The sequence below is a fragment of the Sporosarcina sp. FSL K6-1508 genome, assembly GCF_038007465.1.
GTDB classification, from domain to species: Bacteria; Bacillota; Bacilli; order Bacillales_A; family Planococcaceae; genus Sporosarcina; species Sporosarcina psychrophila_B.
Genome location: NZ_JBBOXF010000001.1, coordinates 2,526,436 through 2,540,636 on the forward strand (window position 1 = coordinate 2,526,436; position 14,201 = coordinate 2,540,636).

14 protein-coding genes are annotated in these 14,201 nt (G+C 39.8%); 9 read left to right on the plus strand and 5 right to left on the minus strand.

What is annotated here, in order from left to right; translation table 11 throughout:
• Positions 1-291: 291 nt before the first annotated feature.
• Positions 292-1,266, plus strand: a complete 975-nt coding sequence (trhO, locus tag MKZ11_RS12600) for an oxygen-dependent tRNA uridine(34) hydroxylase TrhO (RefSeq protein ID WP_340794771.1) — start codon at positions 292-294, stop codon at positions 1,264-1,266.
• A 43-nt stretch (positions 1,267-1,309) separates the two neighbouring features.
• Here trhO and MKZ11_RS12605 read toward each other — a convergent pair whose 3' ends face one another.
• The 3 genes from MKZ11_RS12605 to MKZ11_RS12615 form a co-directional block, all read right to left on the minus strand.
• Entirely contained in the window at positions 1,310-1,465 is a 156-nt protein-coding gene (locus MKZ11_RS12605; RefSeq protein ID WP_340794772.1) for a hypothetical protein, read from the minus strand.
• A 217-nt stretch (positions 1,466-1,682) separates the two neighbouring features.
• A complete protein-coding gene (locus MKZ11_RS12610; protein ID WP_340794773.1) occupies positions 1,683-2,165 on the minus strand; it encodes a hypothetical protein in 483 nt (160 codons plus the stop codon).
• Entirely contained in the window at positions 2,162-2,368 is a 207-nt protein-coding gene (locus MKZ11_RS12615) for a helix-turn-helix transcriptional regulator (RefSeq protein WP_340794774.1), read from the minus strand. Before MKZ11_RS12615 ends, MKZ11_RS12610 begins: the two co-directional genes overlap by 4 nt.
• A gap of 194 nt (positions 2,369-2,562) precedes the next feature.
• On the opposite strand from MKZ11_RS12615, the gene MKZ11_RS12620 reads away from it, so the two are divergent.
• From MKZ11_RS12620 to recQ, 8 genes are all read left to right on the plus strand, one after another.
• Positions 2,563-3,390 (plus strand): DUF368 domain-containing protein, encoded by an 828-nt coding sequence (locus MKZ11_RS12620; protein WP_340794775.1) that lies wholly within the window; start codon positions 2,563-2,565, stop codon positions 3,388-3,390.
• 126 nt (positions 3,391-3,516) lie between these two features.
• Entirely contained in the window at positions 3,517-5,412 is a 1,896-nt protein-coding gene (locus MKZ11_RS12625) for a PrkA family serine protein kinase (RefSeq protein WP_340794776.1), read from the plus strand.
• A gap of 282 nt (positions 5,413-5,694) precedes the next feature.
• Positions 5,695-6,861 (plus strand): sporulation protein YhbH, encoded by a 1,167-nt coding sequence (gene yhbH / locus MKZ11_RS12630; protein ID WP_340794777.1) that lies wholly within the window; start codon positions 5,695-5,697, stop codon positions 6,859-6,861.
• Positions 6,858-8,267, plus strand: coding sequence for a SpoVR family protein (locus tag MKZ11_RS12635; RefSeq protein WP_340794778.1), 1,410 nt, complete (start codon positions 6,858-6,860; stop codon positions 8,265-8,267). The genes yhbH and MKZ11_RS12635 overlap by 4 nt, the downstream gene beginning before the upstream one ends.
• 437 nt (positions 8,268-8,704) lie before the next feature.
• Positions 8,705-9,724 carry a S66 family peptidase gene (locus MKZ11_RS12640; RefSeq protein WP_340797000.1) on the plus strand — a complete coding sequence of 340 codons (1,020 nt, stop codon included), beginning with the start codon at positions 8,705-8,707 and terminating at the stop codon, positions 9,722-9,724.
• Positions 9,725-9,851: 127 nt separating this feature from the next.
• Positions 9,852-10,304, plus strand: a complete 453-nt coding sequence (locus MKZ11_RS12645; RefSeq protein WP_340794779.1) for an OsmC family protein — start codon at positions 9,852-9,854, stop codon at positions 10,302-10,304.
• Positions 10,305-10,478: 174 nt separating this feature from the next.
• Entirely contained in the window at positions 10,479-10,904 is a 426-nt protein-coding gene (locus tag MKZ11_RS12650; protein WP_340794780.1) for a hemerythrin domain-containing protein, read from the plus strand.
• Positions 10,905-11,106: 202 nt separating this feature from the next.
• The gene (recQ, locus tag MKZ11_RS12655) at positions 11,107-12,885 is read left to right on the plus strand and encodes a DNA helicase RecQ (RefSeq protein ID WP_340797001.1); all 1,779 of its coding nucleotides are present in this window, start codon (positions 11,107-11,109) and stop codon (positions 12,883-12,885) included.
• A 58-nt stretch (positions 12,886-12,943) separates the two neighbouring features.
• Here recQ and MKZ11_RS12660 read toward each other — a convergent pair whose 3' ends face one another.
• Positions 12,944-13,489, minus strand: coding sequence for a DUF488 domain-containing protein (locus MKZ11_RS12660; protein WP_340794781.1), 546 nt, complete (start codon positions 13,487-13,489; stop codon positions 12,944-12,946).
• Between the two features lie 62 nt (positions 13,490-13,551).
• Positions 13,552-14,193: a queuosine precursor transporter gene (locus MKZ11_RS12665; protein ID WP_340794782.1), complete on the minus strand. Its 642-nt coding sequence runs from the start codon at positions 14,191-14,193 to the stop codon at positions 13,552-13,554.
• Between the last annotated feature and the right edge of the window lie 8 nt (positions 14,194-14,201).

The window sequence follows — 14,201 nt, forward strand, 5'->3', positions numbered from 1 at the left end:
AAAATGAAGGTACCAAGGATTGACATAAATTCGGAAGATACAGTTTTCCCCTATTCAGTAGGCAGTGAATTCGAGTATAAATAAACTGTGAAGGATTCTTGACATAATCACCGTAAAATCGGTCTTTCAGAGAGAAAGATTCTTTTTTCGTTTGTTGACTTATGCTATAATATCATCGTCCCGGATTTTGCAAATGCGGGTATGCTTTTGTATGTTTACAATTATTTGTGAATAATCCGAGCCGGTTGTTGACTATAACATGCAATTATAAAAACAAGGTGGTTGGAAAAAATGGAAAAAGATTCATATCAGGTTCTTCTCTATTATAAATACGTAACGATTGAAGATCCTGAAACGTTTGCTGTTGAACATTTGGCAGCTTGTAAGGAAATTGGTTTAAAAGGTCGTATTCTAGTTGGCAGTGAAGGTATCAACGGTACATGTTCAGGTACTATCGAACAGACGGAAGCGTATATGGACATGATGAAAAACGATGATCGTTTTAAAGAAATGGCTTTTAAAATTGACGAAGCAGACGGTCATGCTTTCAAGAAAATGCATGTGCGCGCACGGGAAGAAATTGTTAACCTGAGCCTCGCCGATGATATTAACCCGAATGAATTAACGGGCACTTACTTAAGTCCTGAAGAGTTCTTCAAACAAATGCAAGATGAAGACACAGTTGTCATCGATGCACGCAATGATTATGAATTCGATCTTGGACACTTCCGTGGTGCGGTTCGTCCAGAAATTGAAAATTTCCGGGATTTACCCGAATGGATTCGTGACAACAAAGAACAGTTCGAAGGGAAAAAAATTCTAACGTATTGCACGGGGGGGATCCGTTGTGAAAAATTTTCCGGATGGCTTGTTCGTGAAGGATTCGAGGATGTTGGACAATTGCACGGAGGAATCGTCACATACGGAAAAGACCCCGTTGCCAAAGGTCAGCTTTGGGATGGACAATGTTATGTGTTTGACGAGCGAATTGCAGTTCCAATCAATCAAGTAGAACATGTAATCGTTGGCCGTGACCATTTTGACGGTACGCCATGTGAACGCTATGTAAACTGTGCAAATCCAATATGTAACGCAAAAATCATTTGTTCCGAAGAAAATGAGCATATGTATATGCGCAGCTGTTCGGACGAATGCCGTACACACCCACGTAACCGTTACTTCGTTGAGCATAACTTAACGGTAGAACAATACGATGAGCGTCTTGAAGCGATTGAGCGCCGGAGAAATGAAACGCACGCGATCTAAATGAAAGATGCCTGAACAGATCTAGGTCTGCTCAGGCGTTTTTTTATTGTATGGACAGAAAGTGCTTCATCAGCTTTTTATTGTAAATAATAATGGCGATAGGAGTGAAAATAAGTATGGCTGTAAGCGCATCTTTTGCCGCTTTTCCAGTTATATCTGCTTCCCGTTCATCATTCGAATTAAATTCAGGCAAAATCATTTTTTTATAATAAAACGGATGTCAGGACTGTTCTTTATAAATTTATACTATTGTAAATGAATGATCCCTAATACAAACCAAAAGGTGACCATGAAATAAATTCTTGAGCTGCTTAGAGAAGTAGGTGAGTCATAATAGAAATTAAATGTGATAATTATCAATACTTTAAGAGATATGGCTATCAATAAGCTTCTCCTCTGAAATCCCCACATTTTCATTATTTATATTGTAGTACTTTAAATGAAATCAAATACGTCAGCAATCCAACTATAGGAATGGAGGCCGTTGTAAAGAGTGGATACCAAATGTAGTCAACAAAATAATTTGGAATGAACATGTAAGAACCAATTATGAAAAATGAGTAAACTAAAATAATGACGAATGCATTACTGACTGCCTTATGAGTAATTTGAACAGCTCGTTCATCTGAAACATCATACTCCGCCGCTAAGAATGCGTTTAAAATAGAATGTTTGTTTCTACGGACAAGAATAAATTGTACAGCATTAATGATGACAAATAAAATGGCGATAATTATAAAAATAAACCCTGGCCATCGATTGATAAAGACTTCAAACCCATCAATAAAGCCCCGGTCCATTTGGATAAATAGTTGCTCAACCCTTAAATAATCAAAAACCATTACCGCTAGAGACAGCAGTAGCATAATCCTTAAAAAAACTGTAATGTACATACTCAACTTTTCTTCTCCTCCTTCGAAAATATCCCCTCAATCGGCATTTCAAAGACTTCTGCTATATTCATAGCTAGCAGCAAGGAAGGGGTATAGCTTCCTTTTTCCAGCGAGACGATTGTTTGCCTTGTTACGCCGACTTTTTCTGCAAGTTCGCCTTGTGTCATATTGAAACGTGCTCTTAATTCCTTCACGCGGTTGGTAAGCAAACGGATTCCTCCTCTTTCTTGCAGTATGATAATAGAATTGTAAAGTAGATCAATCAAATTGTAAAGTGTACTGTACATTTAGAACAGTTGACTTTACATTTAGGTAATCGATTTTTGTCACTAATCTCCTTACCTATAGACCTTTCAAAGTGTTATAATAAGAACATTCAATTGAAATTGGAGGAACTATAGTTATGCAATGGAGAAATTTATATCGCGGATTCTTTATGGGGATTAGCGATCTTATACCTGGAGTGAGTGGAGGAACAATAGCGTTCATTTTGGGGATTTACGATGAATTATTAACGTCCATCAGCGGATTTTTTAGCCGCAATTGGAAAAAGCATATAGGATTTTTATTGCCATTAGGCCTTGGAATTGGGGCTACGCTATTATTGTTTAGTAGAGTAATCGAGTATTTACTTGAAAATTATCCTGCTCCTACCCAGTTTTTCTTTATGGGACTTGTCATCGGTGTGCTGCCTTTCATCACAAAACAAGCGGGTGTAAAGAAGAATTTTAACTGGAAACACTTCTTCCTCATCTTGTTGGTTGGAGCGGCACTCGCTTCATTGGCATTCATTAAGCCGCATGATACGACGGCTATCACGACCTTGACTGCGACGAATGCGATTGGCCTCTTTTTTGCAGGGTGGGCAGGCAGTATGGCTATGTTGTTGCCAGGAATTAGCGGTTCGTTTATTCTGCTGATTTTAGGTGTTTATTCCACAGCTATAGGAGCATTATCAAACCTAAATTTACCGATTATTGCTGTTATCGGTGCAGGTGTAATCGTGGGATTCATTGTCAGCAGTAAGGCAATCAGTTATTTACTGAAACACTTTACGTATATCACCTTCGCTGTAATTATTGGTCTCATCATCGGTTCGGTGTTTGTCATCTATCCAGGGATTCCGGACAGTGGAACGCCATTTGTTATGAGCGTTATTGCGTTCTTTACAGGTCTAATTGTTGCGAATATGTTCAGTTCTCCAAACAAAATAACTATCGTAAATAACTAGTGAAAAGTGCCGCGTCTGAAACGGATTAAATTGTTTCTGGACGCGGCACTTTTCTCATTGTTCGGCATTATAATTGTCCCTCCCGCATACTATGGATAAAACCATGCCCTGACTGGAGGGAAATTGATGGATATATTAAACAAAGTAAAAAGGTTCCGAGAAGAAGAAAACAAGCTTAAGTGGGAAGGTACGTTTGCAGAGTATTTGGCCATTGTAAAGGAAAGAAAAGAAGTCGCACAAACAGCACATTCACGCGTTTATAATATGATTAAAAGCTCTGGCCTGGTGGAGAAAGATGGAAACAGGCTCTATCAATTTTTTGGAGAAGAAATCTTTGGACTTGAAGAGTCAATCGAAAGACTTGTTGAAGAGTATTTTCATCCCGCGGCCAAACGACTAGAAGTTCGCAAACGAATTCTTTTATTGATGGGTCCTGTTAGCGGCGGTAAATCTACGATTGTTACTTTATTGAAACGTGGGCTTGAAAACTATTCTAAAACGGATGAGGGCGCAGTTTACGCTATAAAAGGCTGTCCGATGCATGAAGACCCGCTTCATTTAATTCCGCATCATTTACGCAAAGATTTCTTAGAGAGTTATGACATTCGTATTGAAGGCAGTTTGTCCCCGCTGAATACGATGCGGCTGGAGAAGGAATACGGCGGAGAAATTGAAAATGTAATGGTGGAACGAATCTTTTTCTCAGAAGACAGACGAGTCGGAATCGGAACCTTTACACCTTCTGATCCGAAGTCCCAAGATATTGCTGATTTAACGGGTAGCATCGATTTTTCTACAATTGCTGAATTTGGTTCTGAATCAGATCCGCGTGCTTATCGCTTTGATGGTGAATTGAATAAGGCAAACAGGGGAATGATGGAATTCCAGGAAATGTTGAAATTGGATGAGAAATTTTTATGGCATTTATTATCGTTGACGCAGGAAGGGAATTTTAAAGCGGGTAGGTTCGCATTAATCAGTGCAGACGAACTGATTGTGGCGCATACGAATGAAACTGAGTACCGAACTTTTATTTCCAATAAAAAGAATGAAGCTCTTCACTCGAGAATTATTGTGATGCCTATTCCCTATAATTTAAAAGTGAGTCAGGAAGAATGTATATATGAAAAAATGATAAAAGAGAGTGATATGACGCATGTTCATATCGCTCCGCACGCTTTAAAAGTGGCTGCTATCTTTTCTGTTCTGACGCGACTTGAAGACTCTAAAAAACAAGGAATCGATGTTGTAAAGAAAATGCGGCTCTATGATGGAGAAAATGTAGAAGGATTTAATCAGATGGATGTAGAGGATTTGAAGAAGGAATTTCCGAACGAAGGTATGAATGGGATTGATCCGCGTTATGTGATCAACCGTATTTCATCGGCTATTATTCGGAAAGAAGTTTCTTCAATTAATGCCCTGGATGTTTTACGGTCTTTGAAAGACGGGTTAGACCAGCATGCCTCGATTTCGCAAGCGGACCGAGATAAATATATGAACTATATTGCAATCGCCAGAAAAGAATTTGATGAAATTGCAAAGAAAGAAGTTCAAAAAGCATTTGTCTATTCGTATGAAGAGTCTGCGATATCGTTGATGGATAACTACCTCGATAATGTAGAGGCTTTTTGTAATAAAAATAAATTGAGAGACTTCTTAACTGGCGAAGAAATGAATCCTGACGAAAAACTTATGCGCTCCATTGAGGAGCAAATTGGTATTTCGGAAAATGCGAAAAAAGCGTTTCGAGAGGAAATTTTAATTCGGCTTTCCGCTTATGCAAGAACAGGTAAACGTTTTGACTATAATTCTCATGAACGTTTACGAGAAGCTATACAAAAGAAATTATTTTCAGATTTAAAAGATGTTGTCAAAATCACAACGTCCTCTAAAACGCCAGATGAATCGCATCTTAAAAAGGTGAATGAAGTGATTGCGAGACTCATTGATGAATATGGCTATAATTCCATTTCTGCGAACGAATTGCTACGCTACGTCGGAAGTCTGCTTAATCGATAAAGCGAAACTTTAATCAGTGGGGGTTTTTCGACGCACAGGACGTCGCGTACTTAGTCTGCCTCATCCCCCACTGATTGCTAGTTAAGCCATTCGGGCGTTTACGGGCAGTTGATCCCCTACTTATTATTCTTTTTTCTTCGAAGACTTGAAGTGGGAGTTTTACTATCCGTTATTGCGGGATAAATGCTTGAACAGAAGAAAACAAGACTGATGAAGTATTGGTCTTGTTTTTTTCTAAAAATCAATAGCAATAAATTGGATAAAAGATGGGTGTGGATGAAAATGAATGAAAAAGACAATGATCATTTCGCCGTCTCACAGGAAAACTGGTCTCTCCACCGAAAGGGCCATCAAGATCAACAACGTCATTTGGGTAAAGTAAAAGAAGCCATCCAAAATAATTTACCGGACTTAATTAGTGAGGAAAGTATCATCATGTCAAAAGGGCGCGATGTCATTAAAATACCAATTCGCTCACTAGATGAATACAAAATTCGTTATAATCGGGAAAAGTCAAAGCATGTAGGGCAAGGAACTGGTGAGAGCCAAGTCGGCGATGTGATTGCGAGCGATGGCTCGCAGGGGAAAAGTGGTACTGGGACAGGAAAAAAAGCAGGCGATCAAGCCGGGCAAGATTACTATGAGGCTGAGGTTTCGATTGCAGAGATAGAAGAAGCTTTGTTTAAAGAAATGGAACTGCCGAACTTAGAACAAAAAGAACAAGCTGATAATACAGCAGAGAAAATTGAGTTCAATGATATTCGTAAAAAAGGGCTTATCGGAAATATAGATAAAAAGCGAACCATTTTAACGGCTATTAAAAGGAATGCAATGAAAGGAAATGCTGAAATTGCACCCTTCCATAATGATGATTTACGTTTTAAAACTTGGGATGATGTAAGGAAACCTGAATCCAAAGCAGTTGTGCTCGCGATGATGGATACAAGTGCTTCAATGGGTAACTTTGAGAAAATGATGGCGAGAAGTTTCTTCTTTTGGATGGCAAACTTTTTACGAACGAAATATGAAACGGTCGAATTTGAATTTATTGCGCATCATACTGAAGCCAAAATAGTGACAGAAGAAGATTTCTTTTCGAAAGGGGAGAGTGGGGGCACAATCTGTTCTTCCGCTTACCTAACGGCGCTTGAGCTCATTGAGAAAAAATATAATCCCGCACGTTATAATATTTATCCATTTCACTTTTCAGACGGTGAAAATATGTCATCTGATAATGAAAAATGTATAAAACTTGTTGAAGAAATCATGGCAGTTTCCAATATGTTTGGTTACGGTGAGGTAAATGCCTATAATCGTTTTTCTACAATGATGTCCTCGTTTAAAAAAATCGATGATCCGAAGTTCCGTCATTATATTTTGAAGGAAAAACGGGATGTCTATTTTGCGCTTAAAAGCTTCTTCCATAAAAACTTGGAGGGATTCGATTGACGGAAATAAAAGCGCTTCATCGTGCGATTGATGAAATCACAGAAATTGCAACTGGTTTTGGCCTCGATTTTTATCCAATGCGTTATGAAATATGTCCCGCTGATATTATTTATACATTTGGGGCGTATGGCATGCCAACGCGCTTTACTCATTGGAGTTTTGGGAAACAATTTCATAAAATGAAGCTGCAATATGATCTTGGACTAAGCCAGATATATGAGCTTGTCATTAATTCGAATCCTTGTTATGCATTTTTGCTAGATACGAATAGCCTGATTCAAAATAAACTTATTGTTGCCCATGTTCTAGCTCACTGTGATTTTTTCAAAAATAATGTCCGCTTCTCCAACACGAGGAAGGACATGGTAGAAAGTATGACGGCAACGGCTGAACGTATTGCGAATTATGAAATGGTTTACGGCAAAGACGAAGTAGAGCATTTTTTAGATGCTGTGTTAGCGATTCAAGAACATATAGATCCTTCTATACTAAGGTATCAACGTCCCGCTGAAGCCATGGATGAGAAGGTTGAAGAAGAAGTTATACGAAAAACCCCTTATGATGATTTATGGAATTTAGGTAAAAAAGTATCTGAGAAGAAAATCGTACCAAGTCAAAAAGAAAAGAAAGTCCCCCTGACACAGGAAAAAGATATTTTGCTCTTTATTTTAGAATACAGTCGTGAACTGGAAGAATGGCAACGTGATATTTTAACGATGATGCGAGAGGAAATGCTCTACTTTTGGCCGCAGCTTGAAACAAAAATCATGAATGAAGGTTGGGCCTCATTTTGGCATCAACGGATTTTAAGGGAAATGAATTTAACATCTGGAGAAACAATAGAGTTTGCTACATTGAACGCGAATGTTATTCAACCTTCAAAAACAACAATCAATCCCTACTATCTTGGATTAAAAATATACGAAGATATCGAAAAGAGATACAATCATCCAACAGAAAAAATGAAGAAGTTAGGAATTAAACCGAACACGGGAAGAGAGAAAATGTTTGAAGTGAGAGAAATCGAATCGGATATTTCTTTTATTCGAAACTATGTCACGAAGGAATTGATCCAACAAGAGGATTTATATCTTTTTGAAAAAAAGGGCAACAATTATGAAATTACCACTAAAGATTATGAAGATATAAGAAATCAATTAGTCTCCATGCGTGTAAATGGCGGTTTTCCGTATATCGTTGTTGAAAATGGGGATTACTTGCGAAATGGAGAATTATATTTAGTGCATAAGTATGAAGGCACGGAATTGGATTTGAAGTATTTGGAAAGTGTGCTTCCTTATATTTATCAATTATGGGGACGGATTGTGCATATAGAAACGAATGTTGAGAATTTACAAGTTGTCTATTCGTATGATCGAAACAAGGTATATCGACGGTATGTATAGGTGAGGGTTGATTGTGAAAATAGTGTTGCCCCACGACTGGATTTTCGGTCTTGGGGTATTTTTATGTTTAAACTATAGACGCTTGCTGGATAGAGGGGGTAGATATTGATCGGTCTCGGAGCATTTATGGACGGTAAACGAGGAGATATGATTGGTCATGCGATGTTAGACAGGGAGATTTGATCGGTCATACGGTATTTATGGTCGGTAGACAAGGGAATGTGATCAGTCGCAGGACGCTTTTATACGAGACGAACTATTTTTACCATATTTAATGAAATAAAAAACTTCACTGATCTTGCTAGGGGATGTCCCTGCTCAGTAAATATAGGTATTCAATTGTTCAATATATATAGTTAAGGTTGACCGAAGTATTGAAAAGACGGATGATTGTAGAAATTGATTGATAAATTTAAAAACGAGAGAGGGGATTGACGATGATCCGTTATCCTGACCCACTAAAAAATGGACAAACTATTGGTGTTACTGCAACATCATCGGGCGTTGAGAGTGAATTGCATCATCTGTTAAGAGAATCTGCACATCAATTTGAAAAGAGAGGTTACGCTGTAAATTTTGGTGAAACGGTATGGACGAATGAAAAGCTTACATCGACGCCGAAAGATATGCGCTTGGCAGAGTTTAGGGAGATGATGGCGGATGAAGAAGTTTGTGCGATAATTCCTCCATGGGGTGGTCATTTTCTATTGGAATTACTGCCGCTCATTGATTTTAAAGAATTGAAACCTAAGTGGATTATGGGCTACTCAGATACAAGTACGTTGCTATTACCAATTACGCTACTAACTGGTATCGCGACAGTCCATGGAACGAATTTCGTCGATTTGCGAAGTGATGCATGGGATTCTGTTACCTCTAAATTTATTGAACTGCTAACTGCTTCCGCAGGTGACACAATTGTCCAGCATTCATCTGAAAAATACCAGTCCGAATGGCAACATGACGCACCCGCGGATCCGTACGTCTTTAAACTGGATACGGAGACGGAGTGGAAGACAATCGGCAATCAACCGGTCCAGTTTAAAGGCCGTCTCTTGTCCGGCTGTATCGATACAATCCGCCATTTGGTCGGAACTCCTTTTGGTGATGTGAAGAAGTTTCAAGAAAAGTTCATTGCGGGTGAAAAAGTCGTCTGGGCACTGGAAAATAGTGAAATGGATGCGCCGGATTTCTACCGTTCCATTCTTCAATTGCATAATGCAGGATGGTTTGACGATGCAGCTGGAATCATATTCGGCAGAACGGCCGCAGGATTGGCAAAAGGTGGTTTCAGTGATGTAGATGCAATGGAAAGGCTTGCGGAACTGACTGGAATTCCAGTAGTTTACAATGCGGATATTGGGCATGTGCCTCCCCAAATGACGTTCGTTAATGGAGCAATTGCAGAAATCGAAGTGGCAGGAGGAAAAGCCTCAGTCACGACGAGATTTATATAGCAAGGAAAAATATTTTTTCTTTTGGATTTTATTTGTGAATTGTCGAAAAACTTGTTGCTGATTATTATCTTTTCTCTTATAGTTAATAAAACATATTGTTTTACTATGATTTGAAAGGGTGACTAAAATGTCAACAAGCCAGTTAATAACAGTCGAAACAAGTGGCGTTTGGATTAGTGGAGTAAAAACCGAGATTTCGGTCCGGGAGTTTGAACCATTCATCATCGACGAACCAAAGAGTCTTGGCGGCAACGATGAAGGGCCGAATCCGGTTGAATATGTGCTTGCTGGATTATCCGGCTGTACGTCAGTTATGATTTCAATCATTGCCAAAGAATTAAATTTTTCTTATGAAGCAGTTGAATTTAAGAATGCTGGTGCACTTGATGTACAGGGATTGATGGGCGTGGATGGCGTATCGCCTCATTTTCAATCTGTAGATTTTGATATTGTTATCAAAACAAACGAAACGGATGCGCGCCTTCAACACTTAAAAGAGTCTGTTGAAAAAAGATGTCCTGTGATGAATTTACTTGTCGATGCGGGTGTTCCTGTAACGTCAAATTGGATAAAGGGTTAATATAACTTCACCAATTTACTAGCGCACACAGCCAAACGAATTGGTATTATACATGTAGTTCCTCTGCGATCGCAATCGCAGCAGGGACTTTTTAGTTTGCCGAGAAACGAACGGTCTTTCATTCCAATATACTGCTTAATCTGGTATTCTTAAAGAAATGCTCGTGACGAAAGGATGATTGAAATGGCTGGACCGGCACTTAAACAACTTCATTCCCACCGTGCAATTCATGAAGGCGGGCTTTCTGGAGCAGTTGGTAAGACGGACGGTATGATGGACTTCTTAAAGCAGGGTGATCTTGAATTAGCGAACCAGGCAGCGGATGATCTGATTGAATACTGGAAGACGCGTGTTATCAGTCATGCGGATGCAGAAGAGCAAGGATTTTATGACGAAGTCGCGGAACTGAAGCCAGAATTGAAAGAAGCGGTCGTTCAATTGACTAGGGATCACGATTTATTGCGAATTATTGTAAGAGACATTGAGCAATTGCGCGAAGAGGAGAACTTGAGCCCGGGCGTTCTTCACCGATTTCATGCTTTACTTGTCGTCAATGAAATACATAGCCGTGATGAAGAACGTATGCTTTTTGAAAAATAAACCAACAACAAGCACCATAATCCGGTGCTTTTTTCTTCGTCTAAGCTCTACTACTTAGGAGCTCGGATCATAAAGAGTCTGGAAAGTTCATCGTACTGTCGTCAGTCCAGCATGCGATAAAGCATACCGCGTCGCGGGCCTGATATAAGGCTACCTTTCATCTAAGGTGCTTTCGCTTTTGAAATTGATTACTAGTAAGGAGATGGTCCAAATCGAAAAAGCCTTATCAATATTGACAACGTATTTTGGGTATCCTTCTTTCAGAACAGGGCAAGAAAAAGTAATTCGCGGTGTTATGCAAAATAAGGATACGCTTTGTGTTATGCCGACCGGAGGCGGAAAATCCGTTTGTTATCAGGTTCCTGCACTTGTGATGGAAGGGACTGTTCTTGTTATTTCACCGCTTATTTCTTTGATGAAAGACCAGGTCGATGCGCTTCATCAAGTAGGGATTCCCGCTGCATACATCAACAGTTCACTGTCTTCAGAGGAATACTTTGAGACGATGGAGAGAGCCGTTCTAGGCGAATTCCAGCTTCTATACGTGGCACCGGAACGTCTTGACTCACCGTCTTTCAAAAATCAGTTGCGGAGGATGACAATTCCAATGGTCGCCATCGACGAGGCACATTGTATTTCGCAATGGGGTCACGATTTCCGTCCAAGTTACCGAAATATCAGCAGCATTGTTTCTTTATTTGATGAAAAACCGGTTATTCTTGCGCTTACGGCTACGGCTACACCTGCTGTTCGGGAAGATATTTGCAAACAGTTAGGAATCAGTGAAGAGAATACGGTAATGACTGGTTTTGAAAGGGCAAATCTTACTTTTTCCGTCGTTAAAGGTCAGGATCGCGAGAAATTCGTGAAAGAGTATGTGCGAAAAAATGAAGGAGAAGCAGGAATCATTTATGCAGCTACACGGAAAGCTGTCGATTCTGTCCATGACATCCTTCAAAAAAGTGGGGTAAAAGTTGCGAAATATCATGCGGGACTGGGGGATATTGAACGCCAGTCTGGACAAGACCGCTTTTTAAATGACGAAGCTGCTGTCATGGTTGCGACGAATGCATTTGGCATGGGCATCGACAAATCCAACATCCGTTACGTCATCCATTACCAGATGCCGAAAAACATGGAAAGTTATTATCAGGAGGCAGGACGTGCAGGCCGTGACGGGCTGGATAGTGCTTGTACAGTGCTGTTTTCATCACAAGATGTTCAGACACAACGTTTCTTAATTGATCAATCGCAAGACCAAAGTAGAATTCCAGCAGAGCTTGAAAAATTGCAGTCAATGATTGATTATTGTCATACAGAGACATGCCTTCAGAAGTTCATTATTATGTATTTTGGAGAGACGAATGTTGTGGACTGCGGCCGCTGTGCCAATTGTACCGACACACGGGAAAGTGTGGACGTCACTGAAGACGTTCAAAAAGTATTATCCTGTGTGATACGAATGGGCCAACGATTTGGCAAGGCGATGATTGCACAAGTATTAACAGGTTCCCGGAACAAGAAAGTGATTGAATTCGGTTTCGATAAATTAACGACATATGGTTTGATGAAAGGGCGCAGCGCAAAAGATATTTCCGACTTCATTGAGTTCATCATCTCGGAAAGTTATTTGGGGGTAGAAAATGGTCAATTTCCAACCATTTACGTCAGTGAACAGGGGAAAGATGTGCTAACTGGCAAAGTGACCGTCAACCGAAAAGTATCGGTTATTACAGTGCAAGTTGCGAACGATGATCCATTATTCGACCAGCTTCGTACACTTCGTATGAAATTGGCTCAAGAAGCGGGTGTACCGCCATTTGTCGTATTCTCAGATAAAACATTGCGAGATATGGCGGCAAGGATGCCAATCACGAATGATGAGTTCCTCGAAGTCAATGGTGTAGGGCTTGCAAAGTTGGAGAGATATGGAGAAGCTTTCATGGAAGAAATCAAAAATTTCCAGATGCAAAACGTTTAATGATCGTGAATAAAGGAGGTAGACTACATTTCCAATCGGGATGCAGTCTGCCTCTTTTTTAGTTCGGATACACAACTGATCCATCTTTACGTAATTCAGGTTGCGCTCCCCATTGACCAGGTTTATGTTCAACGATTTCAGTTACCCCTTTAGAACCATCAAGGATATGAAGAACAGACCATCCGTTCAACGAAAGCCGATTGCTGATCAATAAACGATGACAGCGTGCCGGATGGCGCTCTGAACAACAATATGCCACTCTGTCTTTTGAGGCTAACTCCTTCAATTGTGTAAGCCCTTTTAGAAATTCGCATTCAAGGGAATAGTCTGCATAGTTATGGAAGGATTGATTATTCCACCCATCATTTATTTCATCGTCCACTGTCTTGGATTTATTTCTTCTGCCGCCAAGTTCTTTATTATGTACATATGAGATACCAGAATGAGGCAACCAGATGCTCATTTCATCTTTATGGAAGTGTGGAAATTTTCGACTTCCGGGAAATGCGCGCACATCAACAAGGGTCTCTATTTTTGCGTCATTTAGCAGTTCCAAAAATTCTTCTTTTGTATGTGTAGAATGACCAACCGTAAAAATATCCATAAGAAAACCCCCTCCCTACTTATTTAATTCCACAAAGTAGGGAGGGGTAAACGTTCACTGTATTAAGCTCTGACATTTTCCATGTTGAGCTTTTCTTTTCTCTCTGTTCTTTTGCAGATTGCAACAAGTGCATAAACAATTGGTGTATCCAGAATGGCGACGATAAACTTGAAGATATATTGACTGAAGATCATTCCGATTAAAACACCTAGCGGCATTGTGCCATAAAAAGCAATCGATATAAAAATCGCCGTATCGACTAGCTGACTCACCATCGTGGATGCATTATTTCGGATCCATAATTTCTTTGTGCCATGTCGTTTTTTTAGTTTATCAAAAATTGCAACATCGAGGTTCTGGCTTATAAGGTAAGCAACCAAACTCGCGATTGTCACACGGAAGCCTGCACTGAAAATCGTTTCGAATGATTGTTGATGTTCGTAAAATGGTGCTGCAGGTAACTTAATTGCAATCCAGATGAAAAGGATTGCGAAAAGCTGTGCAATAAACCCGGTTAGGACGGTTCTTCTAGCGGCTTCTTTTCCGTAGGCCTCTGTTATGACATCCAGGAGCGGATAGGTGCAAACATAAATAAGTGCAGCGGCCGGCAATACAATCCAGTCGCCGATACTGAATAATTTCACTGCCAATATATTGGACAAAATCAATAATCCGACGAAAAGCCCATTCAAATAATAAAGCATAGTTGCTA

Coding starts and splice junctions, on each gene's coding strand:
- trhO (WP_340794771.1), top strand. CDS start 292: ATGGAAAAAGATTCATATCAGGTTCTTCTCTATTATAAATACGTAACG.
- MKZ11_RS12605 (WP_340794772.1), bottom strand. CDS start 1,465: ATGATTTTGCCTGAATTTAATTCGAATGATGAACGGGAAGCAGATATA.
- MKZ11_RS12620 (WP_340794775.1), top strand. CDS start 2,563: ATGCAATGGAGAAATTTATATCGCGGATTCTTTATGGGGATTAGCGAT.
- MKZ11_RS12625 (WP_340794776.1), top strand. CDS start 3,517: ATGGATATATTAAACAAAGTAAAAAGGTTCCGAGAAGAAGAAAACAAG.
- yhbH (WP_340794777.1), top strand. CDS start 5,695: ATGAATGAAAAAGACAATGATCATTTCGCCGTCTCACAGGAAAACTGG.
- MKZ11_RS12640 (WP_340797000.1), top strand. CDS start 8,705: ATGATCCGTTATCCTGACCCACTAAAAAATGGACAAACTATTGGTGTT.
- MKZ11_RS12645 (WP_340794779.1), top strand. CDS start 9,852: ATGTCAACAAGCCAGTTAATAACAGTCGAAACAAGTGGCGTTTGGATT.
- MKZ11_RS12650 (WP_340794780.1), top strand. CDS start 10,479: ATGATTGAAATGGCTGGACCGGCACTTAAACAACTTCATTCCCACCGT.
- recQ (WP_340797001.1), top strand. CDS start 11,107: ATGGTCCAAATCGAAAAAGCCTTATCAATATTGACAACGTATTTTGGG.
- MKZ11_RS12660 (WP_340794781.1), bottom strand. CDS start 13,489: ATGGATATTTTTACGGTTGGTCATTCTACACATACAAAAGAAGAATTT.
- MKZ11_RS12665 (WP_340794782.1), bottom strand. CDS start 14,193: ATGCTTTATTATTTGAATGGGCTTTTCGTCGGATTATTGATTTTGTCC.